Here is a 25,750-nt window from a genome sequence, read left to right as displayed (position 1 = left end):
GCGGTCGACGCCGAGGCGAACCGGTCGTCGAGAGAATCCGGGGCGGCCGCGGGACCGGTGTCCTCGGTCCTGTCGTCGTACAGCTCCATCCACCAGTCGTCGTCCCGACCGGTGGGCCTTCCCCCCTGCTGGCTCATGCCCCTAATTGTCCACCGCCGGGGCCGGATGAAAACGGGGCATCCCGAAAATCGGGTGAAGGACAGAACGCGGGTACGACCTCCGCGCACCCGGGCGGCGACCGGTCCGTCGGCGCTGACCTGCGGGTCCGCCCGGGCTCCTGCACTCTGGTCAGATGGGAGTGGCGGATCTCCTGCTGGTCGGCATGGTCATCCTGCTCGGCCTGTGCGGAGTGCTGGCGCCCGGCGTACCGGGGTCCTGGCTGGTCTGGGCCGCGATCATGTGGTGGGCGCTGAAGGATCCGCGACCGGTGGCCTGGTGGCTGCTGGTCGGGACGACCGTCGCCCTGTTCCTGTCGCAGGTGGTGCGCTGGAGCCTGCCGCCCCGGCGGCTGCGGGCAAGCGGCGCCACGCGCCGGATGAGCGTGTGTGCCGGGGCGGGCGCACTGCTCGGGTTCGTCCTGATCCCCGTGGTCGGCGCGATCCCCGGCTTCATGGCCGGTATATACCTGGAGGAACGCCGCCGCCTCGGCCGCCACGCGGAGGCCCGGGCGGCCCTGCGCACGGCAATGCGCTCGGGCGGCTCCAGCGTCCTGGCGGAACTGTTCACCTGCCTCCTCGTCGCGGCGGCATGGCTGGGCGTGGTGCTCTGGGCGTGATCCGGGGGCTGGGCTGGCGGGCTGGTGGGGTTGCGCGGGGGCGGGAGTGCGGGGCCCAGGGGCGCTGGGGGTGCTCCATGGCCCGGGGGCCGGGGGGCTCCGGCCGAGGACTCCGGCCTGAGGGCTCCGGGCCCGGGGATCCGACCCGAGGGCTCCGGGCCCGGGGATCCGACCCGAGGGCTCCCGCCAGGAGGCCCCATCCCCGGCGGGGCTCCAGTCCCGGGCTCCAGCCCGACGGCTCCGGGCTGAGTGCTCCCGCTCGGGGGCTCCGCCCCGGGGGCCTCACCCCCCGGGGCTCCAGCCCGGGGCCCAGCCCGGCGCTCTCCGGGGCTCAGGCCCTGAGTGCGCCTTCCAGGGTCAGCAGGGCTGTTTTGCGGGGGAGGCCGCCTGCGTAGCCGGTGAGGGTGCCGTTCGCGCCGATCACCCGGTGGCAGGGGCGGAGGATCAGCAGGGGGTTGGCGCCGATCGCGCCGCCGACGGCCCGGACGGCAGCGCGGGGGGCGCCGATCCGGGCGGCGATCTCGCCGTAGGTGGTGGTCCCGCCGTAGGGCACGGTGTCCAGGGCCTCCCACACCCGCGCGCGGAACGCGGTGCCCTCGGCGCGCAACGGCAGCCGGAACTCCTTCAGCTCCCCCGCGAAGTAGGCGGCGAGCTGCTCCTCGGCGTCCCGGAAGGCGCCCGGCTCGTGCCGCCAGTCCTCCTGGACGCTCCGGCCGCCCTTCTGACCCGGCACGGAGAGCGATGTGAGAGCGCCGCTCACGGGGTCGGCGGTGATCAGGAGGGGGCCCACGGGGCTGTCCAGGTTCGTCCACAGTGTGGTCATGAGGTCTGCTCCAACTCCCCTGCTGCGCGCAGGTGCTGCCAGGCGTACGAGCGCCAGGGGCGCCAGCTGTCGGGGACGTCGGCGCCGGGCGGCGCGACGTCGGGGTCGCCGAGGGCGCGGGTGCGCACCACGGCGACGGTACGGGCATCGAGGCCGGGCAGGGCGAGCAGCGCCCGCTCGGCCTCGTCCCGGTCGGCACCCGCGTCCAGGCGTACGGCGCCGTCGGCGAGGGCGGCCGTGAGCGCGCCCAGCGGGCCGTGCGGCTCGGCCCCGGCGAGGACGGCCGGTTCCGGGAAGAGGTGGGTGAGGCTCCCGCAGGGCGCGTCCAGCGCCTTGCCGTACACCCGCACCAGCCGCTCGGCACCGGCGGGCCCCACGAGCGCCCGTACGGCGAGTTCGTCGGGATCGGCGGCCCCGGGCGAGCGGAGCCCCGGGCGGGCGGCGACCAGCGGGGCGAGCCGGGCGTCGGCGCCGAGCCGCTCGTCGACGGCGTAGGGGTCGGCGTCGAGGTCGAACAGGCGGCGCAGTCGCTGGACGGCGGTGGTGAGGTCGCGGGGGTCGGTGAGGTGGAGGCGGGCCTCCAGCCAGCCGCCGGGGTGGGTACCGGTGCCGGCTCCGCTGCCGCCGGGCCGCTCGTCGACGGCGACGATGCCGGTGCCGTGCGGCAGGCGCAGGGTGCGGCGGTAGGTGCGCCGGCCGGGGGCGCCGCTCACCTCCTCAACGCCGGGCACGGCCTCCTCCTGGAGCAGGTCGAAGACGGCGCCGGACCGGTAGGGGCCGCGGTGGGCGAGCCGCAGCGGGATTCCGGCGGTCGGGGTGCCGCCGCGCCGGACGGACCGGGATGCCGCGGCGCGCAGGGCGCTCGGGGTCTGGGCGTACACCGCCCGCATGGTGTCGTTGAACTGCCGCACGCTGGCGAATCCGGCCGCGAAGGCGATCTCGGTGATCGGCAGGTCGGTGGTCTGGCACAGGACCCGCGCGGTGTGCGCCCGCTGGGCGCGGGCCAGCGCCACGGGGCCCGCGCCCAGCTCGCCGGTCAGCTGGCGCTGCACCTGCCGGGGGCTGTAGCCGAGCCGACCGGCGAGCCCGGCCACGCCCTCCCGGTCGACGACGCCGTCGCCGATCAGCCGCACGGCCCGGCCGACGACGTCCGCGCGGACGTTCCACTCGGCCGAGCCGGGCGCGGCGTCCGGCCGGCACCGCCGGCAGGCCCGGAAACCCGAGCCCTGCGCGGCGGCGGCGGTCGCGAAGAAGCGGACGTTGCGGCGCTTGGGGGTGACGGCCGGACAGCTGGGCCGGCAGTAGATCCCGGTGGTCTCGACGGCGAAGAAGAACTCCCCGTCGAACCGGGCGTCCCGGCTGCGTACGGCTTCGTAACTGGTGTCCTCGTCCATCACGCGTTCCAGTCTCCGGCAGGCGCGGGACCGGCGCTGGCGGGATTCGGACACCGAGTCCTAGAGCCGGCCGTTGCGCTTGGCCTGCATCGCCGCCCTCCCCTCCGCGCCCTTGCGCTTCCAGTCCCGTCGGATCTCGGCCCGCAGCCGGGCGTCCGTCTTGGCCACGATCCGCTGGTTCTCCCGCAGGAGCTTGCGGTAGCTGTCGAGCCGCCGCACGGGCAGCTCCCCGGCCTCGATGGCGGCGAGGACGGCACACCCGGGCTCCGCCTCGTGCGCGCAGTCGTGGAAGCGGCAGCGCGCGGCGAGCTGCTCGATCTCCGCGAAGACCTGCCCGACACCGGTCTGCGCGTCCCACAGCCCGACCCCGCGCAGGCCGGGGGTGTCGATCAGGACGCCCCCTCCCGGCAGCACCAGCAGATTCCGCGTGGTCGTCGTGTGCCGTCCCTTGCCGTCGGTGTCACGGGTGGCCTGTACGTCCATGATCTCCGCCCCGAGCAGCGCGTTGGCGAGGGTCGACTTGCCCGCGCCGGACTGCCCGAGCAGCACGGACGTACCGCCCCCGACGACGGCGGTGAGGACTTCGAGCCCTTCGTCGAGATGGGCGCTGACGGTCAGCACCGGCACGCCCGGCGCCGTCGTCTCGACGTCCTGCACGAGATGGGAGAGTGTCACCGGGTCCGGCACGAGGTCCGCCTTGGTGAGCACGACCACCGGCTGCGCCCCCGATTCCCAGGCGAGCGCCAGGAACCGCTCGATCCGGCCGAGGTCGAGTTCGACGGCCAGCGACACGGCGATGACGGCGTGGTCGACGTTGGCCGCGAGGATCTGCCCCTCGGACCGCTGGGAGGAGGTGGAGCGCACGAAGGCGGTACGGCGCGGCAGATACGTCCGTACGTAGCGCGGGTTGCCGCCGGGTTCGACGGCGACCCAGTCACCGGTGCACACCACGCGCATCGGGTCGTCGGGGGTGACGAAGGCGGTGTCGGCGCGGAGAACGCCGTCGGCGGTGACGACGTCGCACTGCCCGCGGTCGACACGGATGACGCGTCCGGCGAGCAGGCCTTCGGCGAGGTAGGGGGCGAACTCGTCCGCCCAGGTCTCGTCCCAGCCGTACGGGAGGAGCGAGGTGAAAGCAGAGCTGGAAGTCAAGGGTGACCCTTCACAGGGGCGGCCCCGGCGCGCGTCGCTGGACGCGAGGGAGAGTGGGTTCAGCCGGTGGCCGCGGAGGTGGACGTGATGGATTCCTGGATGCGGGCAGCGCCCATCGCAAAGACAGCCATCGGTCGACACCTCCTCGTCACTCTCGTCGGTTCACACGCGATCGGTGTGATGCGCCGTTACTGTAGCCCGGCCCCTCGGCGGGGCGTCAACGTATTTTTCCGCTCAGGTGGTGCCGCACTCCCGGCCGTTCAGCGAGAAGTCGTGCGCCGGGGAGTTCCGGCCCTGCCAGGAGGCGATGAAGCCGAAGGTCAGGGAGCCGCCGGCCGGGACCGACTTGTTGTAGGCGGTGGCGGTGGCGGTGACCCGGGAGGCGTTCTGGGTGAAGTCCGCGTCCCACATCTGCCCGATGTGCTGGCCCTCGCGGAAGGACCAGGCCACCCGCCAGGTGTCCAGGGGCTGTTCGGTGGTGACGGTGACGGTGGCCTGGAAGCCGTCGGGCCACTGGTTGACCAGGTCGTAGCGGACCCGGCAGGTCTCCGGGGCGCGGGTGGCGGTGGCGGAGGAGGTCGTGGTGGCGGTGCCCTGGGGCTCGGGGTCGGGGTCCTCTCGCTCCGGGGTGCGCTCCGGAGTGCGGTCGGCGGGGCCGCCGGAAGGCCGCGCGGACGGGCTCGCGGTGGTGGCATCGGCCTCGGCCGAGGGCGCGAAGGACGGGCCGGGATGGTCGGCCACCGGCTGACGGGCGGACTCGCCGGCCACGGTGTCGTCGATGGAGCCGGAGCCGCCGAACGGCATCAGCGACACGGCGAGCGCCAGCACCGACACCAGCACGGCCGCGACGAGCAGACCGTTGCGCACTGTCTTCGCCTTCTGCGCCGCGGGGTCGGCGTCCACGCCGTCGGGGACCGGCGGTCCGGGGCGTCCGGCGCCGAGCCGGACCTCGGCGGCGCGCCGGCGGCGCTCCAGGTAGGCGAGGCCGCCCCAGCCGAGCACCCCGCCGGCGAGGGCGGCGGGCAGGCCGACGCCGTGCAGTCGCAGACAGGCGGCGGCCTCGGCGCAGTCCGCGCAGCGGGCGAGGTGCTGGGAGAGGTCGGCCGGGACCTCGGTGACCGGTGAGCGGGTCACCGCGTCGAGCAGCCGGACGTAGCCGCGGCACCCGGGGGCCTGTGGCGCGTCGATGAGGTTGCGGTGGCAGCGGTCCCGGAACAGGCCCCGCACCTGGGCGAGTTCGTCGGAGACCGTGGCCGGGTCGAGACCGAGCCGGCGGGCCACGACGGACAGCGGCAGCGCCTCCACCTCGGCCAGCCACAGCAGTTCGGCGTCGGGCTGCTGCATGTCCCGCAGTCCGCGCAGCGCGAGCGGGCGGCCCTGCGGCGGTCCGGTGTACCGGGCGGCCTTGCCGGAGTTGAGCCACAGCCGCAGATCGGGGTCGAGGCGGCTGCCCCGGCCGCTGACCTCCCAGTCGGCGGCCGCGGTGCGTACGGCGGTCAGCAGCAGGGGTATGCGGGGCAGCCGCGGGGAGCGGCGGCCGGCGTACCGGGTGCCGTGCGCCTTGGCGGCCCGGACCTCGCGCATACCGGCCGAGAACGCCTCCGTGGCCAGTTCGGTGGCCGCGGTGGAGCCGGCCGTGCACAGGTCGGCGTACGAGAGCACGGCGTCCCAGCACTCGGAGAACAGCGCGGCCTCGGTGGCGTCCTGGGGGGTCGGCAGGTCGGGCATGGGTCTCCTGCATCCACAAGCGAAGTCAACTCACCATAAGGGCAACGGAGTTGGGCGGAACCTCGCGGCAGTGGACGAGCCTTTCACGTCACCGACACAACTGACAAGCGCGCTTGTCAGTTCGCAGGGGCCACTCCCGTCACACGGTGGTCGGCTGCTCCTCGGGCAGGCTGTCCATGAAGGAGCTGACCGAGAACACCGCGCGGCCGGGCCCGGGCGGGCCGTAGCCGGGGGGCGAGGCGAGCCCGAAGTCCTCCATCGTTTGACGATAGGCCTGGAGCAGCCGGATGTGGTACTCCAGCGGCGCGCCCTGCGGGTTGGCCTTACCGAGCGGGGTGGTGGGTTCCGGGCACCAGGTGGTGAAGCGGGGTGTGATGCCGTGCGACATGAAGAAGCGCAGCCCCTCGGTGGTGGACTCGATCGCCTCGTCGACGGTGGTGAAGCCGAAGGGCTCCGCCATCTCCACGCCCGCCACGAAGTTGGGGATCACGTTGCGGGCGCCGAAGACCTCCGCCGAGTCCAGGATCCGCCGGTGCCACTCGTCACGGCCGACGTAGCGCTCCTTGCCGGGGCAGTACAGCTCGAACAGGCGGCGGTCCCAGACCTCGTAGTTGGGGTGGTAGATCTGCACGCCGTAGTCCTTGAAGCGCTGCACGTCGTCACGGGGCAGCGCCTGGGCGACGACCTTGCCGATCCACCGGCCCGGGAAGCGCTCCTCGATGGCCTTGGCGTAGTGGCCGTAGAAGTCGGCTTCGTCGCGCCCGGCGACGGTCCTGGTGATCGCGCCGCCGGTGAGGGTGTAGGCGGTGGACACCTTGGCGGTGTCGTACCGGTCGATGATCTCCAGGGCTTCGAGGACCTCCTCGACGTCCTTGACCCCGGTGTACGGCCGGCCCGCCGCCTTGTGCTGGCGCCAGTTGTGGTTGATGTCGCAGTACTGGCACTCCTCCTTGGCGCCGAAGTACTGGCAGACGCGGAAGACGGTGAGGTAGATCAGGTAGCCCCACTGGATGGTCGGGGCGACCTCCATGACCGACTTCCCGCTGGCGAGGGTGTGCCGGTAGTACTCCGGCATGGGCGGCACACCGACGTCGGAGATGCGCTTGCCGTCCAGGTAGAGGCCGAGCACGCCGTCCTCGTCGGCGGCCACCCGGTAGGGCGAGGCCGGGTTCACCCGCACGGAGACCACGGTCCGGCGCAGGTCGTAGGGGCCGCCGGTGAGGATGATCTCCTCCGGCGGGCGCCGCAGCGCGGCCTCGCCGAGCTCCGGCAGGGTGCCGTGGTCGAAGGAGAAGATGAAGTACGACTTCGGCTTGACCTCGCCGGACTCGTTGTCGCTCAGCGCGGACGGGTCGAAGGCGACACCCCCGCGGAGCAGGTCCTCCTTGAAGACGGCCTCCCGCGGTACGTGCGGAAAGCGCTCCATCAGATCCTCGACCAGCGCGGTACGGCTGCCCATCCCGTGTCTCCTCCCGGCTCAGGCGTTCGACTCCTCACGGTATGCCCCTACCGGCGCGTGATCCGTGCCGGGGCCCCTCGTGCCGCGGATCAGCCCGGTATGCACCCTTGTGTCCCATGCCCCGGGCGGGTGGATGAGAGGCTCGGCGCACACGCACTCTCCGGGAGGGACGACGGATGTCGGAGACGGTCACCAACTGGGCCGGGAACATCACCTACGCGGCCAAGGAGCTGCACCGACCGCACTCGCTCGACGCGCTCAGGGCCCTGGTGGCCGGGAGCGCCCGGGTGCGGGTGCTGGGCAGCGGGCACTCCTTCAACGAGATCGCCGAGCCGGGGGCCGGGGGCGTGCTGCTGTCGCTCGCGGAGCTGCCCGCCCCGGTCGACGTGGACACGGCCGCCCGCACCGTGCGGGTCGGCGGCGGGGTGCGGTACGCGGAGCTGGCCCGGGTGGTGCACGCACACGGTCTCGCGCTGCCGAACATGGCCTCCCTGCCGCACATCTCGGTGGCCGGGTCCGTCGCCACCGGCACCCACGGCTCGGGGGTGGCCAACGGCTCGCTGGCCGCGCCGGTGCGTGAGGTGGAGCTGGTGACGGCGGACGGGTCGACGCTGCGGATCGGGCGGGAGGACGCCCGCTTCGGCGGGGCGGTGACCTCGCTCGGCGCGCTCGGCGTGGTCACCGCGCTCACCCTGGACCTGGAGCCCGCCTTCGAGGTGGAGCAGCATGTCTTCACCGAACTCCCGCTGGAGCGGCTGGAGTTCGAGACGGTGGCCCGGGCGGCGTACAGCGTCAGCCTGTTCACCGACTGGCGGGCGCCGGGCTTTGGGCAGGTGTGGCTGAAGCGGCGCACCGACCAGCCGCTGCCCGGCTTCCCCTGGGCCCGGCCCGCGACCGAGAAGATGCACCCGGTGCCGGGCATGCCGGCGGTCAACTGCACCGAGCAGTTCGGGGTCCCCGGGCCCTGGCACGAGCGACTGCCGCACTTCCGGGCGGAGTTCACCCCGAGCAGCGGCGCCGAGCTCCAGTCCGAGTACCTGCTGCCCCGGCCGTACGCGCTGGACGCGCTGCGCGCGCTGGACGCGATCCGTACGACGCTGGCGCCGGTGCTCCAGATCTGCGAGGTGCGGACGGTGGCCGCCGACGAGCAGTGGCTGAGCCCGTCGTACGGCCGGGAGACGGTGGCCCTGCACTTCACCTGGGTCGCGGACACGGCGGCGGTGCTGCCGGTGGTGCGGCGGCTGGAGGAGGCGCTGGAGGGGCTCGACGCGCGCCCGCACTGGGGGAAGGTCTTCACCATGCCCGCCGAGACCCTGCGCGAGCGGTACCCGCGGCTGGCCGACTTCCGGGAGCTGGCCCGGTCGCTTGACCCGGGCGGCACCTTCACCAACGCCTTCCTGCGCGACTTCCTCCAGCCCCTTTCCTAACCCCTTGTCGAACCTCCCCCGGGGCCCATAGCCTGGCGCCGCGCCGGTGCCGTCGTCGACCCGGCCAGAGCGACAGGAACAGGGGCCGGCCCGGTGAAGCGCACCTCACGTGACATCCGCACCGCCAACCGCTACGAGGTGCTGCGGCAGATCGTCGCCGCGTCGCCCACCTCCCGGCAGGAGCTGGCGGCCGCCACCGGGCTGAGCCTGGCCACGGTCGCCACGCTCGTCGGGGAGCTGCTCGAACTCCGGATGATCACCGAGGTGGGCTTCGAGGACTCGGCGGGCGGCCGGCCCCGGGGGCTGGTCGCGGTCAACGCCTCGGGGGGCGCGCTGATCGGCGTCGACATCGCGGAGACGTACGTCCATGTCGAGCTGTTCGACCTCGCGCTGAACGTCCTGGCCCGCGCCGAGGAGGACGTCCGCCCCGGCGAGAGCCTCCCCGAGCAGGTGGTCGGGCATGTCGCCGCCGCCGTCGGCTCGGTGGTCGCGCAGGCCGGGGTCGAGGGGGCGCGGGTGCTCGGCGTCGGGGTGAGCGTGCCGGGCCAGGTGGACCGGGCGACCGGGGTCTCGGAGTACGCGCCGAACTGGGACTGGCACGAGGTGCCGCTGCTGGACCTGCTCACCGAGCACATTGCCTACCCGCTGTACCTGGACAATCCGCTGCGCGCCTCCGCGGTGGCCGAGCTGTGGTTCGGGGCCGCGCGCGGGCGCGGGGACGCGGTGGTGGTCAACCTCGGGACCGGCGTGGGCGCCGGGCTCGTCCTCGGCGGCGCGCTGCACCGGGGGGTCAGCAACAGCGCCGGCGAGTGGGGCCACACCACCATCGTCCTGGACGGACGGCTGTGCCGCTGCGGCAAGCAGGGCTGCGTGGAGGCATACGTCGGCGCCTCCGGAATCATGCTGACCCTGCGGGAGTTGAGCCCCGGGAGCACGCTCCTGCACCCGGAGGACCAGACGGCCACCATCGCCGCGCTGGGCCGGGGCGTGCGGGCGCAGGACCCGGTGGCGCTGAAGGTGGTCCGCGACACCGTGCGCTATCTGGGGACCGGCATCGCCGACCTGGTCAACCTGTTCAACCCCGAAGTGGTCGTGCTCAGCAGCTGGGTGGCGACCGCCCTCGGCGAGCCGCTGGTCGCCGAGGTGCGCGAGGCCGTCGCCCGGCACGCGCTGCCGCGGCCGATGGCCGCCACCGAGATCGTCCTCTCCCCGATCCCCACCGACCCGGTGTGCCTGGGCGCGGCCACGTTCGCGCTGGAAGGGGCACTGCAGTCCGCCGGACGCAAGCAGCCGCGGACGACCCGCACCGCCCCACCGTCCTGACCTCGCACCGCAGTTGTGCGGCATCCCGAACGCCGCGCAACTCTTCGCACCGACTTCGTCCAACCCCTTGCCGAAGGATTGGCCGAAGGTTAACGTCCCGCTCCGCAAGCGCAGCCGTCTAGAGACAAGGACGTCAGGATGTCGGCAACGAGGAACAGCAACTGGGACCGCCGCACCGTTCTGCGCGCGGCCATGGGCCTGGCCGCCGGCGGCGGCCTCGCGGCGTGCGGCGGCAACAACGGCCGTGGCGGCGGCTCGGGTTCGGGCACGAACCTGGTGCAGTACTTCCACGCGTACGGCGAGGCCGGCACCGAACAGGCCATCAAGCGCTACGCCAAGGCGTACCGGGAGGCCGACGTCACCACACAGTGGATCACCGGCGACAACTTCGAGAGCAAGCTGTTCTCCGCGCTGCTCACCGACAAGGCCCCGGACCTGTTCGAGTTCCACCCGCAGATCCAGCTGATCAGGAGCGGCCAGGTGGCCGACCTGACCGACATCGTCGACCCGGTCAAGGACGACTTCAACCCGGCCGACATCGCCTCGCACACGGTCGACGGGAAGATATACGGCGTCCGGATGATCGACGACCCGCAGTTCTTCTTCTACCGCAAGTCGCTGCTGGAGAAGGCGGGCGTCGGGGTGCCGGGAACGCTGGAGGAGCTGATCGAGGCCGCCGCGAAGCTGACCACGGACAAGGTCAAGGGCCTCTTCCTCGGCAACGAACTCGACCCCATCATGCGGCCGTTGATCTGGGCGGCCGGCGCCGACACCCTCGACGAGACCAACGAGATCGCCTACCACACCGACGCGGTCAAGGAGGGCCTCGTCCAGCTGCGGGGGCTGTTCAAGAGCGGCGATCTCCTGCTCGGCGCCCCGACCGACTTCTGGGACCCCTCCCCGCTCAACCAGGGCCTGACCGCCATCCAGTGGTGCGGTATGTGGGCCATGCCGCAGATGCAGCAGGCGCTCGGCGACGACCTCGGCATCTTCCCCTTCCCGAAGGTCGGGGACGCGGGCAAGCCGTCGGTCTACAACGGCGGCTGGTCGATGTTCGTCAACGCCAAGAGCAAGAACGTCGAAGCGGCCAAGGAGTACGTGAAGTGGCTGTGGATCGACCAGAAGGAGTACCAGGAGGACTGGGCGCTCTCCTACGGCTTCCACATCCCGCCGCGCACCTCGCTCGCCGAGTCCGCCGACAAGCTCAAGTCGGGCCTGCCCGCCGAGGGCGTCGAACTCTTCACCGAGTACGGGCACTTCGACAACATCGGCTTCACCCAGGCCATGCTCGACGCCGTCGAGGACGTCCTCGCCGACTGCGTACGGCAGGACGGGGACCCCGAGGGTGCTCTGGACAAGGCGGACGGCAAGGTCGACCGCGAGCTGAAGAAGCTCTTCGGATAGCCGCCGGTCAGGTATCCGCGACATGGCGACCATCATCCGGAGCGACCCCGCGCGCCCCGCCCCGGCGAAGGCCCCCGGGGCCCGGCCGCGGCGACGGCTGCGGGGCAACCCCACCGCCGCCTTCTGGCTCTTCACCGGCCCGTTCCTGATCGGCCTCGGGCTCTTCGTCTACGTCCCGATCGGCTGGAGCCTCTGGCTCTCCTTCTTCGACGCCCGCTTCACCGTCACCCCGAGCGAGTTCATCGGCTTCGAGAACTACCGCTACATGCTGGCGAACGAGGACTTCACCGGCTCGCTCGTCACCTTCACCGTGTTCGCCGCGTTCGTCGTGCCCACCACCTGGGCGTTCTCGCTCGGCCTCGCGCTGATGGTGAACCGGCTGAGGTTCATGCGGGCGTTCTTCCGGTCGGTGTTCTTCCTGCCGACGGCGGTCAGCTATGTCGCCGCCTCACTGATCTGGAAGATGTCGATCTTCAGCGGGGTCCGGTTCGGCCTCATGAACACCGTGCTCGGCTGGTTCGGCGTCGACGACATCGCCTGGCTGGCCAGCCCCGACCCGCCCTGGTACTGGCTGGTCATCCTCACCGTACGGCTCTGGCTCCAGGCCGGGTTCTTCATGATCCTGTTCCTGGCGGCCCTGCAGAACATCCCGCAGGAGCTGTACGAGGCCGCCGCCATCGACGGCGCCAAGCGGGGCTGGCAGACCTTCCGGTACATCACGCTGCCCCAGCTCAGGGCCACCTCCACGGCGGTGATCCTGCTGCTGCTGGTGCAGGCGTACCAGGCCTTCGACGAGTTCTTCAACCTGCTCGCCAACTCCACCTGGGGCCGCCCGCCCCTGGTCGAGCTGTACTACATCGCCCTGGGCGAGAACCAGGACTACGGCGCCGGCAGCGCGGGCGCGATGATCCTGACCCTGCTGATCTGCGTCGTCACCCTGCTCCAGGGCCGGTTCCTGGGCTTCGGCAGGCGGGAGGAGTCCACGTGAGCAAGGTCAGGCGCGGCGGGGTCCTCGGCTCGGCGGGCCTGTACGCCGCCACCGGCATCGCCGCCTTCCTCTTCCTCGTCCCCTTCTATCTGATCGTCCGCAACGCCCTGATGACCGACCCGGAGATCACCGGCGAGGACTGGAAGTTCTTCCCCACCGACATCCAGTGGGGCAACCTCACCGAGCCCTTCGACGACCCGACCGTCGACTTCGCCCGCGCCCTGGGGAACTCGGCGATCGTCGGCGTCCTGCACACGCTCGGCACCCTGCTGGTGTGCTCGCTCGCCGGCTACGGCCTGGCCCGCATCCCCTACCGGCACGCCGACAAGGTCTTCTACGCCGTGCTGGTGACCCTGATGGTGCCGACCGCGGTGACCTTCGTGCCCAGCTTCGTGCTGGTCTCCTCGCTGGGCTGGGTGGACACCTACCGGGGCCTGATAGTCCCCGGTCTGTTCAGCGGTTTCACCTGCTTCCTGTTCCGGCAGTACTTCCTGGGGTTCCCGAAGGAACTGGAGGAGGCGGCGCGCGTGGACGGGCTCGGCTACTGGGGCGCGTACTGGCGTGTCGTGGTGCCGAACTCGCTGAACTTCTTCGCCGCCATGGCCACGATCACCTTCATCAGCGGCTGGAACTCCTTCCTGTGGCCGCTGGTCATCGGCCAGGACCCCAGCGCCTGGACGGTGCAGGTGGCGCTCTCCTCGTACATGACCAACCAGACCGTCAACTTCCATCTGATCTTCATGGCCACCGCCATTTCCATCCTGCCCCTGGTGTTCGTGTTCCTGTTCCTCCAGCGCTGGCTGGTGCAGGGGATCGCGCAGACCGGCATCAAGGGCTGACCGAGGAGACCGATGACTTTCCGCACCACCGACGTCAGCTATGTCGAGGACGTCTCCCCCGGCCGCGGTGCCCTGCCACCGCGCGCCCGGTACGCCGGGTCGGACGCGCGCTCGCTGTCGCTGAACGGCAGCTGGCGCTTCCGGCTGTCGGCCACCGCGGACGCCGAGGACGACTCCTTCGCCGCGGAGGGCTACGACGCCGGGGACTGGGCCGAGGTCCGTGTCCCCGGCCACTGGGTCCTCCAGGGGCACGGCGCGCCCCGCTACACCAACCACCTCTATCCCTTCCCGGTGGACCCGCCGCACGTCCCGACCGAGAACCCGACCGGCGATCACCTCCGCGTCTTCGACCTGCCCGGGGACTGGCCGGCGGCCGGTGACGCCACCCTCCGCTTCGACGGCGTGGAGTCCTGCGCCCGGGTCTGGCTGAACGGCACCGAGCTCGGCGAGTTCAAGGGCTCCCGGCTGCCGCACGAGTTCGCGGTCGGCCGGCTGCTGCGGCCGGGCGGCAATGTCCTGGCCGTCCGGGTCCACCAGTGGTCGGCGGGCTCGTACCTGGAGGACCAGGACCAGTGGTGGCTGCCCGGCATCTTCCGTGAGGTCACCCTGCTGCACCGCCCGCCGGGCGCCGTGGGCGACTTCTTCGTGCACGCCTCCTACGACCACCTCACCGGCGAGGGCACGCTCCGGGTGGACTCCGAGGTCGCCGGGCGGGTGACGGTGCCCGAGCTGGGCATCGACGCGGCGACCGGCGAGGCGGTGACGGCCGCGGTGGAGCCCTGGACCGCGGAGACGCCCCGGCTGTACGACGGTGTGCTGGCGACCGGGGGCGAGCGCGTACCGCTGCGGATCGGGTTCCGTACGGTCGCCCTCGAGGACGGCCTCATCAAGGTCAACGGCCGGGCGGTCCTGTTCAGGGGCGTCAACCGGCACGAGTGGCACCCGGACACGGGCCGCGCCCTGGACGTGGCGACCATGCGCGAGGACGTGCTGCTGATGAAGCGGCACAACCTCAACGCGGTCCGCACCTCCCACTACCCGCCGCACCCCGCCTTCCTCGACCTCTGCGACGAACTGGGCCTGTGGGTCGTCGACGAGTGCGACCTGGAGACCCACGGCTTCACCGAGCAGGACTGGCGCGACAACCCCGTCGACGACGACCGCTGGAGGCCGGCCCTGCTGGACCGCGCGGCCCGGATGGTCGAGCGGGACAAGAACCACCCGTCGGTCATCGTCTGGTCGCTGGGCAACGAGGCCGGCACCGGACGCGGTCTGACCGCGATGGCGGAGTGGATCCGGGCCCGCGACCCCGGGCGCCTGGTGCACTACGAGGGGGACCGGGAGTGCCGGGACACCGACGTGTACTCGCGGATGTACGCCTCCCACGACGAGGTCGAGCGGATCGGGCAGGGGCTCGACGGCGGCCCCCGCAGGCGGCGTGAACTGCCCTTCGTCCTGTGCGAGTACGGGCACGCCATGGGCAACGGGCCGGGCGGGCTCACCGAGTACCAGGCGCTGTTCGAGCGGTACGAGCGGCTCCAGGGCGGCTTCGTCTGGGAGTGGATCGACCACGGCATCAGGCATCCCGGGTTCGGGTACGCCTACGGCGGCGACTTCGGGGAGGAGCTGCACGACGGCAACTTCGTCTGCGACGGGCTGCTCTTCCCGGACCGGACACCGTCGCCGGGGCTCGTGGAGTACAAGAAGGTCATCGAGCCGGTCCGGTTCGAGGGCGACGGCGCCGACGGCACCGTACGCGTCGTCAACCGCTACGACTTCGCCGACCTGTCGGCGCTCGCGCTGGAGTGGTCGTATCAGGTGGACGGCGAGACGGTTCAGGACGGTGTGCTGACGATGCCGCAGCCGGCGCCGGGCGCGTCGGCGGACGTGAAGCTGCCCGAGCCGCCCGCCGGCGCCCGCGAGGGCGAGACCCGGTGGACGCTGCGGGCGGTGCTGGCCGAGGACACCGCGTGGGCCCCGAAGGGGCACGAGGTGGCGTGGACCCAGCTCCCGGTCGGCGGGCGGGTGAAGCCGGTGCTGACGGCGAGCGCCCGCCCTGTGCCCGCCGAGGGGCTGGTCCGGCTCGGCCCGGCGGCCTTCGACGCCCGCACCGGCGCGTTGCTGCGGATCGGCGCCGTGGAGGTGGACGCCCCGCGCCTCGACGTGTGGCGGGCGACCACGGACAACGACGACGGCGCGGACTGGCAGACGGACCTGCGTCACGGGCCGCTGTGGCGCACCCTCGGCCTGCACCGGATGCAGCACCGGCGGGACGCGGTGGAGTGGGATGCCGAGGGACTGTCGGTCCGCACCCGGGTGGCCCCCGCCGCCCGGGAGATCGGCCTGCGCACGGTCTACCGCTGGAGCGCGGACGGGGACCGGCTGCGGCTGACCGTGTCGGTGACCCCGGAGGGCGACTGGACGGTTCCGCTGCCCCGGCTCGGCATCCGCCTCGGACTGACCCGGGCGGACACCGTGAGCTGGTTCGGGGGCGGGCCGGGCGAGGCGTACCCCGACTCCAGGGCGGCGTCACGGCTGGGGCGCTGGCGGTCCACGGTGGACGCCCTGCAGACGCCGTACGTCCGCCCGCAGGAGAACGGCGCCCGCGCCGACGTCCGCTGGGTGGAACTCGGCGGTCTGCGCATCGAGGGTGACCCCGAGTTCTGGTTCACCGCCCGGCGCTGGACGAGCGAACACCTGGACGCGGCCCGCCACCTCACCGATCTGACACCGGGCGAGGGGGTGTGGGTCAACCTGGACCACGCCCAGCACGGCCTCGGCTCCCAGTCCTGCGGGCCGGGCCCGCTCCCGCGGTACGTGCTGCGGGCCCGGCCGGCGGAGTTCACCTTCGTGTTCTCGCCGGCCGGCTGAGCCCTCCGGGCGGGGTCCTGGTCAGTGGTCCGCGCAGCACGGCGTCGGATCCGGTACCTCGAAGGGGACCAGGACCCCGCCCGCCGCGGGCATCGTGGCGAGGACCAGGGTGCCCGCCTGCCAGTGCGGGCGGACGTGGTCCCGGGTGACGAGGCGGGTCTCCGGCGGCGGGGGCCCCGCGCTGCCCAGGACCGTCACCGTGTCGATCGCGGAGCGGCCGAGCAGCTCCGCGACCGTCAGCGTGCCGGTGAGCGCCGCGGAGCCGGGGTACGCCACGGCCCGGCCCGCCGTGTCCGGCAGTCCGGGCGTCACCTCGTACCCCTGGCCGGTGAGCGCCTCCAGGGCGGTGCGCAGGAGGGGCTCGGTCGGCAGGGTGAAGGACAGGGCGACGCGGGGCCGGTCGTCGCGCACCAGGTGCGTGCAGCCGAACGCGCCCTCGGCGAGGGCTAGTTCGGCCGCCAGCCGCAGGAGCAGATGATCGGCCGCGCGCAGGTCCCGCAGCCCCGGGTCGACGGTGACGGCGTACCCCGGGGTCACGACGGCAGGATCCACACCGGGTTGGAGTAGAACCACAGGTCCACCCACGGGTCGGCGTCGCCGACGACGTCGATGGCCGGGCCCGCCGGGTCGACCGCGGCGCCCATCGCGCCGACGGCGGACCGGTTGCCGTCGGTGCCGCGCAGCCGGACGTACAGCGGCCGGTCGACCCGGCCGAGCTGGTACGTCAGCCGCACGGTGCCGGACGCCTTGTCGACCTCGTAGGACTTGACGACCTTGGCCGTGGGCGCCGTGAGGGTGTCCCGGTCCGCCGCCGCGCCCGTCATGTCGCCCTGGATGACGTCGACGCGCGCCAGCTTCGGGGTGAAGCCCGCCCAGTTGGGGCCGCCGGCCAGGGCGATGTCCACGCTCAGGGTGACCTGGGTGCCCTTCTTCACGTGCAGCGCGCCGCCCAGCGTGGCCCAGCGGCTGCCGCCGGAGACCCGGACGTCGAGGCCGCTGATCAGCCGGCCGTGGTCGACCCAGATCCGGCCGGCCCGGATGCCGTCCATGACGGCGGCGTAGGAGAAGCCGTCGGCGCCGACGTGGGTACGGCTGTACTGGCCGGGCCAGTAGTCGCCCTGGGTGAGGTCGATCTTTCCGGCGTAGACGGGGTCGTCGTAGCGGCCGTTGGCGGTGAAGTCGCCGCCGCCGCGCGCCGCGGTGTCGGCGTAGACCTGGTGGGAGTCGGAGTTGGCGGTGATCCACCACGGCTTGCCCTCGGCGAGGAGGCTGTCCCACAGGCCGCCGACGGTCGCGGTCATCCAGTCGAAGCCGCCCCAGGTGCGGTAGCTCTCCGGCGGGTAGCCGGCGAAGGAGTTGGCGCCGGGGTTGTTGTCGTAGATGCCGCGGGCGCGGGCCATGCCGAGCGGCGCGGGCAGACCGGCGGCCTGGTGGCCGGGGGCGCCCTCGAAGCCGACGGCGATCTGCCGGTCCGCGCCGGTCGCGTCCCGCCAGCCGCGGATCTCGTGCGGGGAGTCGACACCGCGCCGCGCCGGGTGGTTGGCGAGCATCAGCGCGTCCTTGACCTTGCGCCGCTGCACCTGCTCCGCGAGGAAGTTCAGGCCCGCGATGGCGAGGGCCTCGTTGGCGGGCGTGGAGTCGGAGGCGCCCTTGACGCTGCCGTCGTAGTCGGTCTCGAACTGCTTGAGGACGGAGACCTCGTTCTTGCCCGGGTGGACGAAGACCGTGCCGTGCTCGGCGGCCGGGATGTTCCACTCCAGGCCCTGGAAGACGAGGGTGTCCTCGTAGGCGGACCGGGCTTCCCTGATGTCCGGGTTGACCTTCTCCACGCCGATCCTGGCGTGCGTGGCGCTGCCGTGGTCGGTGATGACGAGCCAGTCCATGCCGTGCTTGGCGCCCTGGCGGACCTGGTCGACGACGGTGTACTTGCCGTCGCTGCTGTACTGGGTGTGGATGTGGTGGTCGCCGGCCAGCCACAGGAAGCCGTTCGTGCGGCGCCCCGCGGGGGCGGCGGCCGCGGCGGGCGTCGCCTGGGAGGCGAGGACACTGCCGGCGGCCAGGCCCGCGCCGAGCAGGCCGGCGCGGCGCAGCAGCGAGCGGCGCGACTGCTGCTCGGGGGTGAGCGCCTCGTCGGGGACGTTGACGTCGAAGGCGGCGGGCAGCGCCGTGACCTCCGCGTGGTCGTGGTCGTGTCCGTGGTGATGGTGGTGGTGATGCCCGTGTCCCATGACGCCTCCCGGTTGCCGCCGGCTGTCCGCGGCTGCCTTCCGCGGCGTGACCACGCCGCCTGTGGAGGATCGAGCCGAAACATGAACGTTGAACAAGCAGTGCGTTGCCGTCGCATGCCCCGCACACGGCGGATCGCCACGCCTTGCACAGTTTTCCCAACGGCCCTTGCACGTCAGGCCCGTTGGCGCCGAACCTGAGCCGCGTTCAGCTTCCCGCTCCCCCACCCGACGGAGACCCCCGCCATGAGACGAGTCCTCGGCACCCTCGCGGCCGCCGCGCTGGCCCTGACCGGCCTCACCGCCACCGGCGCGGCCCCCGCGACGGCCGCCGCGTCCGGTTCCTTCGACGTGCTGACCTACAACATCGCCGGGCTCCCCCTCGGCCTCGGCGACAGCGACCCGGAGACGAACACCCCGCTCATCGGGCAGCGCCTCGGCCCGTACGACATCGTCCATGTGCAGGAGGACTTCAACTACCACGCCTCCCTGTACGCCCACGACACCCACCCCCACCGCACCGCGACGAGCGGCGGAGCGGGCCTCGGCGACGGCCTGAACACCCTGTCCCACTTCGCCTTCGAGGACTTCGAGCGGGTGGACTGGAACGACTGCACGGGCACGGATTGCCTGACCCCCAAGGGGTTCACGCTGGCCCGGGTCCGGCTCGCCGAGGGTGCCTTCGTGGACCTCTACAACGTCCACACCAACGCCGATGTCACCGACGCCGCCCTCGCCGCCCGCCGCGCCAACATCGAGCAGCTGTCGGACTTCGTCCAGGCCAACTCCGCGGGCAACGCCGTGATCGTCATGGGCGACACCAACACGCGCTACACGCGTGCGGGCGACAACATCCGCACGCTGCTGTCGGAGAACGGCCTGCGGGACCCGTGGGTCGACCTGGTCAGGGGCGGCAGCGCGCCCGCGCCGGGCAGCGACGCCCTGGTCTGCGACGCGGCGGCGCCGACGGACGACTGCGAGGTGGTCGACAAGATCCTCTACCGGGGCAGCGGCCTGGTGTCCCTGAACGCCACCAGCTACCACAACGCATGGGCGTCCTTCCTCCGCGAGGACGGCGAGCACCTCTCCGACCACTTCCCGCACACCGTCGGCTTCTCCTACTCCCTCAGCCCGTCCCTGAAGGCGAGCGACTTCTTCGGCGGCCCGCACGGCACCGCGTTCACCGACGCCGACGACCTGCCGGGAACCGTCTCTCCCCGCACCCTCACCCTGCGCGGCGGCTCCCGGCTGGACGCCGTGGCGCTCACCCACGACGGCGGTACGGCCCTGGCCCACGGCGGCACGGGCGGCACTGCGGTCTCCCTGACCCTGGGCTCCGGCGAGCACCTCACCTCGGTGCGGCTGACGCGGGGTCAGAAGGACGGCCGGACCAGGATCTTCTCGGCCGCCTTCACCACGGACCGGGGCCGGGGCCTGGCGGCCGGAACGGCGACATCCGACGCGCGGACCTTCACCGCACCCCCGGGATGGCAGATCGTCGGCTTCACGGGCCGGTCGGGCCAGGAGATCGACAAGCTGGGGGTGCTGTACGCACCGATCGACTGAGCGGACGAGCCGGGGACAGCCGCTGCCTAGGACGACTAGGCTGCTCTCTAGGAGTACTAGGTCCGGAGGTGGGTGTGATGGCGCGTGCGGGACTGACCGCCGAGCGGCTCACGGCGGCGGCGGCCGAACTGGCCGACGAGGCCGGCCTGGAGAAGGTGTCGCTCTCGGCGCTGGCCCGCCACTTCGGCGTGAAGGACGCCAGCCTGTATTCGCACGTCAAGAGCCTCCAGGACCTCAGGACACGGATCGCGCTGCTGGCGGGCGGCGAGATGATCGACCGGATCGCCCTGGCGGTCGCCGGCCGGGCGGGCAAGGACGCCCTCGCCGCCTTCGCGGACGCCTACCGGTCCTACGCCCTGGACCACCCCGGCCGCTACGCGGCGACGCAGCTCCCGGTGGACCGGACCCTGTCGGCGGACTCCCCCGCCCTGCGCCGCACCGCCGACATCACCTACGGCATGCTCCGCGCCTACGGTCTGGAGGAACCCGACCTGACGGACGCGGTGCGCCTGCTGCGCAGCACCTTCCACGGCTACTGCGCCCTGGAGTCGGCGGGCGCCTTCGGCGCGCCCAGGGACGTCCGCCGCTCCTGGGACCGGGCGGTGGAGGCGCTTCACGTGGCGCTGGAGCACTGGCCGCGCGACCCGAACCCCGGGGCCTGACGCGCCTGCTGCACCTCGTCGTACGTCGGCGTGGTGCCGCCGGGAGTCCGCCCGGCCCGGATGTCGGCGACCGTGTCCAGGGCCGCACCCAGCGCCCGCCGGTACAGCAGGGACCCGAGGCTGACGCGGCGCACGCCGAGGTCGGCGAGGTGCGAGAGAGCGGGTCCGGTGGGCGAGTAGAGGATGTTGAGCGGGGTGTCGAGGTGCCGGACCAGGGCGCCGATCCGCGCGGGGTCGGTCAGGCCCGGGACGAACACCCCGTCGGCGCCCGCCTGCTGGTAGGCGTCGAGTCGGCGCAGCGTCTCCCGCTCGTCCCCCTCGCCCAGCCAGTAGGTGTCGGTGCGCGCGTTGACGAAGAGATGCGGGACGGCCCGCTTGACGGCGGCGATCTTCGCGGCGTGCGACGCCACGGGTCCCAGTCCGTCCTCCAGGTTGACGCCGACGGCACCGACGGCGGCCAGCTGCCGGGCGAACTCGCCCACGGCATCCGGGTCCTGGCTGAACCCGTCCTCCGCGTCGACGGAGAGCAGGAACGGCCCGCTCCCGAGGGTGAGGGCGAGCCGCAGCGTCTCGTCCCGGGTCACCGAGGCGCCGTCCGGCAGCCCCGCCGCCGCGGCAACGGCGAGGCTGCTGGTGCCGACGGCCGGGAAGCCCTCGCCGGCCAGGGCCAGGGCGCCGGCGTGGTCCCAGGCGTTGGGAAGGAGGAGGGGTTCGCCGGTGTCGTGGAGCCGGGCGAAGGCGGTCGTGCGGGCGCCGTAGGTCATGCGGCCATGGTGGGCCCCGGTTCCTTCGGTCCCCGCCGAACGATGGTCACCTCCACCGACCCGTCCCCCACCCGGACCCGGGCCTGCTCGCTCCCCGCCCACTGAACGACGAGCTCCCCGTCCTCCCGCGCACTCACCGCCGCGGTCCCCGCCAGTTCGGCCGGGTCCGGTTCCCCGGTGAGGCGGGCGAGGGCGGCGAAGAGGGTGGGCCCGTCCGCCGTGGTCCCCTTCAGGTCCTTGTCCAGGGCGAGGGCCGGGACCAGCTCGGCCCGCACGCCGTCTCCCCCGGGCCAGCCGGTAACCCGTACCGGTGTCCCCGGCTCCGCCCCGGCGACCAGGTGGATCCGCACCTCCACGGCGCCGTGCACGAGCACCACGCTCGTCACCCGGACGCCCGGGCAGACGGTGTGCCGGGAGGCCGCCCAGCCGTCGCCGACCCCCAGGGGCTCGATCTGCGTGCGGCTCGGGTCGCCGCCCACGAACACGGTGTTGTCGTACGACGGGGACGGCTGCGTCGACGTCGAGTAGGCGAGCCGCGTGTAGTACGGGTCGTAGCGGACCTCCTCGCTGCCGTGGTTGTGGAGGCGGACCAGGCCGTCCGGGACGGTGGAGTGGAGCAGCCAGTTGGGCGGGGCCACCGGGTACGCCGCGTCGGAGCGTTCCGCGGGGCCCGGTTCCTCCGTCGCCGTCCACACCTCGTGGTCCGCGGGCAGCAGCAGTCCCAGGAAGCCCTTGCTCGCCCAGTACGGGGAGGCCGGACCCGAGTAGTCCTGGAGCAGGGCGGGGTCGGGGCCGTGCCAGCCCAGGGTCAGCAGGCCCCGTTCGTCCACCGCGCCCCGCTCCAGGAAGTAGCGCAGGGCGCCCGAGGCCAGGCGCCGGGTCTCGCCCGGCGGCAGGGGGGTGTGGCCCGTCAGGGCGCCCAGCCACAGGGGGGCCGTGGTCGCGAAGCGGTACGTGAGGGAGCGGCCCTGGTGCACGGGGGCGCCGTCGGCGGCGAACAGGTGGGCGTAGTCCTGGAGATGGCGGGAGAGTCTGCCGCCGTACCGGGCCAGCAGCTCCGCGTCGTCCGCGAGCCAGGCGTGCAGCACCGGGTAGAGGTGCATCGCCCAGCCGTTGTAGTAGTCGAACTTGCGGCCGTCGCCGTCGGTGTACCAGCCGTCGCCCACGTACCACTGCTCGATGCGGTCCAGGCCCCGGTCGACCGCCTTGCGGGACGCCTCCGGCTCATGGCCGATCGACTCCAGGAAGCCGCCGACCGTGACCGGGAACAACTCCCAGTTGCACGGCCAGGGTTCGGCGGTGAGCGCGTCGCCCAGCCAGGCCGCCGCCCGCTGTCGCACGGCGTCGTCGAGGCGGTCCCACAGCAGCGGGCGGGTCAGCCGCAGGGCCAGCGCGATGGAGGCCGCCTCCACCAGGGGCTGGCTGCGGTGCCCGACGCGGGGCCACGCCCCGGCGACGCCCGCGGCCAGTCCGTCGGCGTAGCGGCCGAGGGCCCTCTCGTCGCGGCGGAAGGCGGCCAGCAGGAGCGTACGGGCGTAGCCCTCCAGACCGTCGGAGAGGCGGCCGGAGGCGCTCTGTCGGTCGCCGGGGAAGTGGTAGAGGGCGCGGTCGGCGGTGGCGTACGGCTCCACCGCGGCGAGCAGGGCGTCGGCGGCCGCCTCCCAGTGGGCGCGGGTCCAGCCGGTGCGGGGGCTGAGGATGCGGTCGTCGGGAGGCAGCTGCATCGGTTCTCCAGATGGTTCGGGACACAAGCCTGGGGCGCCCCGGTTCCGGTCGAGGCGCCCCAGGGGTTCATCCCACCCTCACCATGCCCTCGGGCACCAGCCCCTGGACGAGGAGTTCGTCGCGGACCAGCTCCGCGTAGGCGGTGGCACCCCGCACCGAGGTGTGGGTGTTGTCCCGCTTCTCGTCGTACAGGTAGAGGGACTTGGAGCCCTCCACGCCGAGGGACTCGACCAGCGCCTTCGTCCTCGCCGTCAGGTCGATCAGCGGCACGCCCTGGGCCGCGGCGACCGACCGGACGACCGCCGGATGGTCCACGCCCAGGCCGTTCACCAGCAGCGCGGTGCCGTTGTCGAGCGTGCCGTCGGCGCTGAACCAACGCCGCACGACCGGAGTGACGAGCACGGGGTCGCCGCCCCGCTCGCGCACGCCCGCCACCAGGGCCTCCAGGTTGGCACGGTACGTGGCCTCGTCGGTGGTCTTGTCGTTGTGCGCCAGCTGGACGAGAACGAGGTCGCCGTGCCGGATCTGCGGCTGGACGCCGGCCCACAGCAGCGGGTTCCCGAGATAGGTGACCGTGCTCTCCCCGGAATCGGCGTGGTTGGCGACCGAGAGGCCCTTGCGGAGGTACTGCGGGAGCTGTTGCCCCCAGCCGTAGTAGGGCTCGCCGGGCTGGTCGCAGACCGTGGAGTCGCCGACTAGGTGGATCTGGCGGGCGTGCCGGGCGGGGGTGACCCGGACGCCGGCCAGGGCGGGGGCCGAGCCGCCGAGAGTCAGGTCCAGTCCCGGGGTTCCGGCGGCGCCGGTGGGCTCGCCCTCGGGGGTGCGGACCTGCACGGTGAAGCTGCGGGCGACGCGCTCACCGGCGCCCGCCGCCGTCTCGGGGAGCAGGGCGCGCCGGGTCTCGCCGGTGATCGCCGTGCTCGACTCCGACGCACCGCCCAGCAGCACCTTCACGTCGTACGTCCCGGGCGGGAGGTCGAAGTGGCAGGCGGTGGCGGTGCAGTTGCCGGGTCCCGATGCCGGTTCGCCGGCGTGCGCAGGGACCGCGCCGAGCGCTGCGCTCAGCGCCACGGCCGCCGGCAGGGTGACGCCCAGGCGTCTCAACTTGCGCGCGTCCACTGCTGGTTCGTCCCTCCGTTGCAGGTGTACGTGATGATCGGGGCGGAGTTGGCGGTGGACGCGCCGTTCACGTCCAGGCACTCGCCGGTGGCGCGGGAGACGACGGTGACGTTGGAGCCGGTGGTGGTCAGCGACCACTGCTGGCCGGCCGCCGAGGCGGCGCAGGTCTCCTGCGTCACCGTGTTCGCGTTCTCCTGGACGCACAGCGAGCTGTGCCGGGCCATCAGCTGGAAGTAGCCGCCGCCGACGGGCTTGAACCAGAACCGCTGGTTGCCGCCGCCGTTGCAGTCGTGCTGCTTGAGCTGGGCGCCCTGCCACTGCGACTGGCCGGTCACGTCGGCGCACCGGCCGGAGTGCCGGGCGGTCAGCGACTGGTACGTGGCGCCGGTGCCGGTGAGCGAGCCGGTGGCCGTGTCGATCGTGACCTCCGGGGTCCAGGCCGTCGACAGGGTGGTCGCGTTCGGGAAGGTCAGCGGCAGCCACACGTACCGGGAGTCGTTGACGGTCCCGCCGAAGGAGTTGCCCCAGCGGTCGCCGAGGTACAGGTAGGAGGTGGCCGACGTGCCCTGCACGGGAAGGACGTACGCGGTCTGCGAGCCGTAAGCCGTGCTGTCGCCGATGTTCCTCATGGCCGTCCACGGGCCGGACAGCGACGTCGCGGTGGCGTACTGCTGCTGGTTGGGGTTCCAGCCGGTGGCACCGGACGTCAGCATGAAGTACACGCCGTTCCGCTTGAACAGCGCCGGGGCCTCCCGGTGGCCGCCGTGCCAGGGGTCGGCGACCAGGGCGGCGATGCCGGTGTAGTCGGCGGTGAGCCGGTAGATGTGCAGGTCGTAGTTGTCCCGCGCGGCGGAGACCATGTAGCCGGTGCCGTCGGTGTCGGCGAAGACCGTGATGTCCCGGGACATGTGCCGGTCCAGCGGGCGGAAGCTGCCGCGCCAGGTGTAGTCGCCGTCGACGGTGCCGGAGACGGCGACGGCCGCGCGGGCCTCGCTGTAGTCGGTGCCGTTCTCCTTGTGCATCCACATCACGAACGTGCCGGTGGCCGCGTTGTACATGACCTTGGGCCGCTCGATGTTGGCGGTGGCCAGCTCGGGGTGGGTGGCCTCGGTCAGGACGTGGTTGCGGAACTCCCAGTTCTTCAGGTCCGTGGAGCGGTAGGCGGAGACGTACCGGAAGGTGTTGTCGGCGTTGCGGTTCTCGCCGAACCAGTAGTAGTACGCCCCGACCTTGATGACACCACCGCCGTGCGCGTGCACCGGGTCGCCCGAAGTGTCGGTGAACTGGGTGCCGTTGGTGACGGTCATCGGCGCCGCCCGGGCGGGGCCGGCGGTGGCCAGGGATCCGGCGAGTGCCAGACAGAGGGCGAGCAGGGTGGCGTACGCACGTCTCATCTCACGCACTCTCCTCGGAACGGTTCGGCATTGCGAACAACATCTGTCATGACGAACGCCGAAAAGGTATGGGCGCGTTACGGGAAGGTCAACGGGTCCGGCGGGACGACCT

General features: G+C 72.7%; 20 protein-coding genes. 9 read left to right on the top strand and 11 right to left on the bottom strand.

Annotation, left to right across the window (positions count from 1 at the left end):
- The first annotated feature begins 292 nt into the window (after positions 1-292).
- Entirely contained in the window at positions 293-775 is a 483-nt protein-coding gene (locus M8H82_RS06300) for a DUF456 domain-containing protein (protein ID WP_250071446.1), read from the top strand.
- Positions 776-1,106: 331 nt separating this feature from the next.
- Here the strand turns inward: M8H82_RS06300 and M8H82_RS06295 are convergent, their stop codons facing one another.
- The 5 genes from M8H82_RS06295 to M8H82_RS06275 all read right to left on the bottom strand — a co-directional run bounded on the left by M8H82_RS06295 (position 1,107) and on the right by M8H82_RS06275 (position 7,331).
- Entirely contained in the window at positions 1,107-1,598 is a 492-nt protein-coding gene (locus M8H82_RS06295) for a methylated-DNA--[protein]-cysteine S-methyltransferase (RefSeq protein ID WP_250071445.1), read from the bottom strand.
- On the bottom strand, positions 1,595-2,992 hold the full coding sequence (locus M8H82_RS06290; protein WP_250071460.1) for a DNA-3-methyladenine glycosylase 2 family protein: 1,398 nt from the start codon (positions 2,990-2,992) through the stop codon (positions 1,595-1,597). The genes M8H82_RS06295 and M8H82_RS06290 overlap by 4 nt, the downstream gene beginning before the upstream one ends.
- 60 nt (positions 2,993-3,052) lie before the next feature.
- On the bottom strand, positions 3,053-4,144 hold the full coding sequence (gene rsgA / locus M8H82_RS06285; protein ID WP_250071444.1) for a ribosome small subunit-dependent GTPase A: 1,092 nt from the start codon (positions 4,142-4,144) through the stop codon (positions 3,053-3,055).
- 234 nt (positions 4,145-4,378) lie between these two features.
- Positions 4,379-5,872 (bottom strand): cellulose-binding domain-containing protein, encoded by a 1,494-nt coding sequence (locus M8H82_RS06280; protein ID WP_250071443.1) that lies wholly within the window; start codon positions 5,870-5,872, stop codon positions 4,379-4,381.
- A gap of 139 nt (positions 5,873-6,011) precedes the next feature.
- Positions 6,012-7,331 (bottom strand): radical SAM protein, encoded by a 1,320-nt coding sequence (locus M8H82_RS06275; protein WP_250071442.1) that lies wholly within the window; start codon positions 7,329-7,331, stop codon positions 6,012-6,014.
- Positions 7,332-7,507: 176 nt separating this feature from the next.
- On the opposite strand from M8H82_RS06275, the gene M8H82_RS06270 reads away from it, so the two are divergent.
- From M8H82_RS06270 to M8H82_RS06245, 6 genes are all read left to right on the top strand, one after another.
- On the top strand, positions 7,508-8,758 hold the full coding sequence (locus tag M8H82_RS06270; RefSeq protein WP_250071441.1) for an FAD-binding protein: 1,251 nt from the start codon (positions 7,508-7,510) through the stop codon (positions 8,756-8,758).
- 93 nt (positions 8,759-8,851) lie between these two features.
- Positions 8,852-10,081 carry an ROK family protein gene (locus M8H82_RS06265; protein ID WP_250071440.1) on the top strand — a complete coding sequence of 410 codons (1,230 nt, stop codon included), beginning with the start codon at positions 8,852-8,854 and terminating at the stop codon, positions 10,079-10,081.
- A 138-nt stretch (positions 10,082-10,219) separates the two neighbouring features.
- The gene (locus M8H82_RS06260; protein ID WP_250071439.1) at positions 10,220-11,485 is read left to right on the top strand and encodes an ABC transporter substrate-binding protein; all 1,266 of its coding nucleotides are present in this window, start codon (positions 10,220-10,222) and stop codon (positions 11,483-11,485) included.
- Between the two features lie 22 nt (positions 11,486-11,507).
- Positions 11,508-12,473: a carbohydrate ABC transporter permease gene (locus M8H82_RS06255; RefSeq protein WP_250071438.1), complete on the top strand. Its 966-nt coding sequence runs from the start codon at positions 11,508-11,510 to the stop codon at positions 12,471-12,473.
- Positions 12,470-13,312 (top strand): carbohydrate ABC transporter permease, encoded by an 843-nt coding sequence (locus tag M8H82_RS06250; protein WP_250071437.1) that lies wholly within the window; start codon positions 12,470-12,472, stop codon positions 13,310-13,312. The genes M8H82_RS06255 and M8H82_RS06250 overlap by 4 nt, the downstream gene beginning before the upstream one ends.
- A gap of 12 nt (positions 13,313-13,324) precedes the next feature.
- Positions 13,325-16,183, top strand: a complete 2,859-nt coding sequence (locus M8H82_RS06245; RefSeq protein WP_250071436.1) for a glycoside hydrolase family 2 TIM barrel-domain containing protein — start codon at positions 13,325-13,327, stop codon at positions 16,181-16,183.
- A gap of 21 nt (positions 16,184-16,204) precedes the next feature.
- Here the strand turns inward: M8H82_RS06245 and M8H82_RS06240 are convergent, their stop codons facing one another.
- Entirely contained in the window at positions 16,205-16,720 is a 516-nt protein-coding gene (locus M8H82_RS06240) for a hypothetical protein (protein ID WP_250071435.1), read from the bottom strand.
- The gene (locus M8H82_RS06235; RefSeq protein ID WP_250071434.1) at positions 16,717-18,411 is read right to left on the bottom strand and encodes a PHP domain-containing protein; all 1,695 of its coding nucleotides are present in this window, start codon (positions 18,409-18,411) and stop codon (positions 16,717-16,719) included. Before M8H82_RS06235 ends, M8H82_RS06240 begins: the two co-directional genes overlap by 4 nt.
- A 243-nt stretch (positions 18,412-18,654) precedes the next feature.
- On the opposite strand from M8H82_RS06235, the gene M8H82_RS06230 reads away from it, so the two are divergent.
- Positions 18,655-19,974 (top strand): jacalin-like lectin, encoded by a 1,320-nt coding sequence (locus M8H82_RS06230; RefSeq protein WP_250071433.1) that lies wholly within the window; start codon positions 18,655-18,657, stop codon positions 19,972-19,974.
- A gap of 77 nt (positions 19,975-20,051) precedes the next feature.
- Entirely contained in the window at positions 20,052-20,636 is a 585-nt protein-coding gene (locus tag M8H82_RS06225) for a TetR/AcrR family transcriptional regulator (RefSeq protein ID WP_250071432.1), read from the top strand.
- Here M8H82_RS06225 and M8H82_RS06220 read toward each other — a convergent pair.
- The 4 genes from M8H82_RS06220 to M8H82_RS06205 form a co-directional block, all read right to left on the bottom strand.
- A complete protein-coding gene (locus tag M8H82_RS06220) occupies positions 20,588-21,400 on the bottom strand; it encodes an isocitrate lyase/phosphoenolpyruvate mutase family protein (RefSeq protein ID WP_250071431.1) in 813 nt (270 codons plus the stop codon). The two genes, M8H82_RS06225 and M8H82_RS06220, sit on opposite strands and share 49 nt — an antisense overlap.
- Entirely contained in the window at positions 21,397-23,124 is a 1,728-nt protein-coding gene (locus tag M8H82_RS06215) for a DUF2264 domain-containing protein (protein ID WP_250071430.1), read from the bottom strand. The genes M8H82_RS06220 and M8H82_RS06215 overlap by 4 nt, the downstream gene beginning before the upstream one ends.
- Before the next feature lie 67 nt (positions 23,125-23,191).
- Positions 23,192-24,244 (bottom strand): rhamnogalacturonan acetylesterase, encoded by a 1,053-nt coding sequence (locus tag M8H82_RS06210; protein ID WP_374211625.1) that lies wholly within the window; start codon positions 24,242-24,244, stop codon positions 23,192-23,194.
- The gene (locus tag M8H82_RS06205; protein ID WP_250071429.1) at positions 24,226-25,638 is read right to left on the bottom strand and encodes an RICIN domain-containing protein; all 1,413 of its coding nucleotides are present in this window, start codon (positions 25,636-25,638) and stop codon (positions 24,226-24,228) included. The genes M8H82_RS06210 and M8H82_RS06205 overlap by 19 nt, the downstream gene beginning before the upstream one ends.
- Positions 25,639-25,750: the final 112 nt, after the last annotated feature.

Source organism: Streptomyces sp. YS415, from assembly GCF_023544665.1.
In the GTDB taxonomy this organism is placed as follows: domain Bacteria; phylum Actinomycetota; class Actinomycetes; order Streptomycetales; family Streptomycetaceae; genus Streptomyces.
The sequence above is the reverse complement of the archived record's forward strand: the minus strand, read 5'-3'. Positions and strand labels throughout refer to the sequence as shown.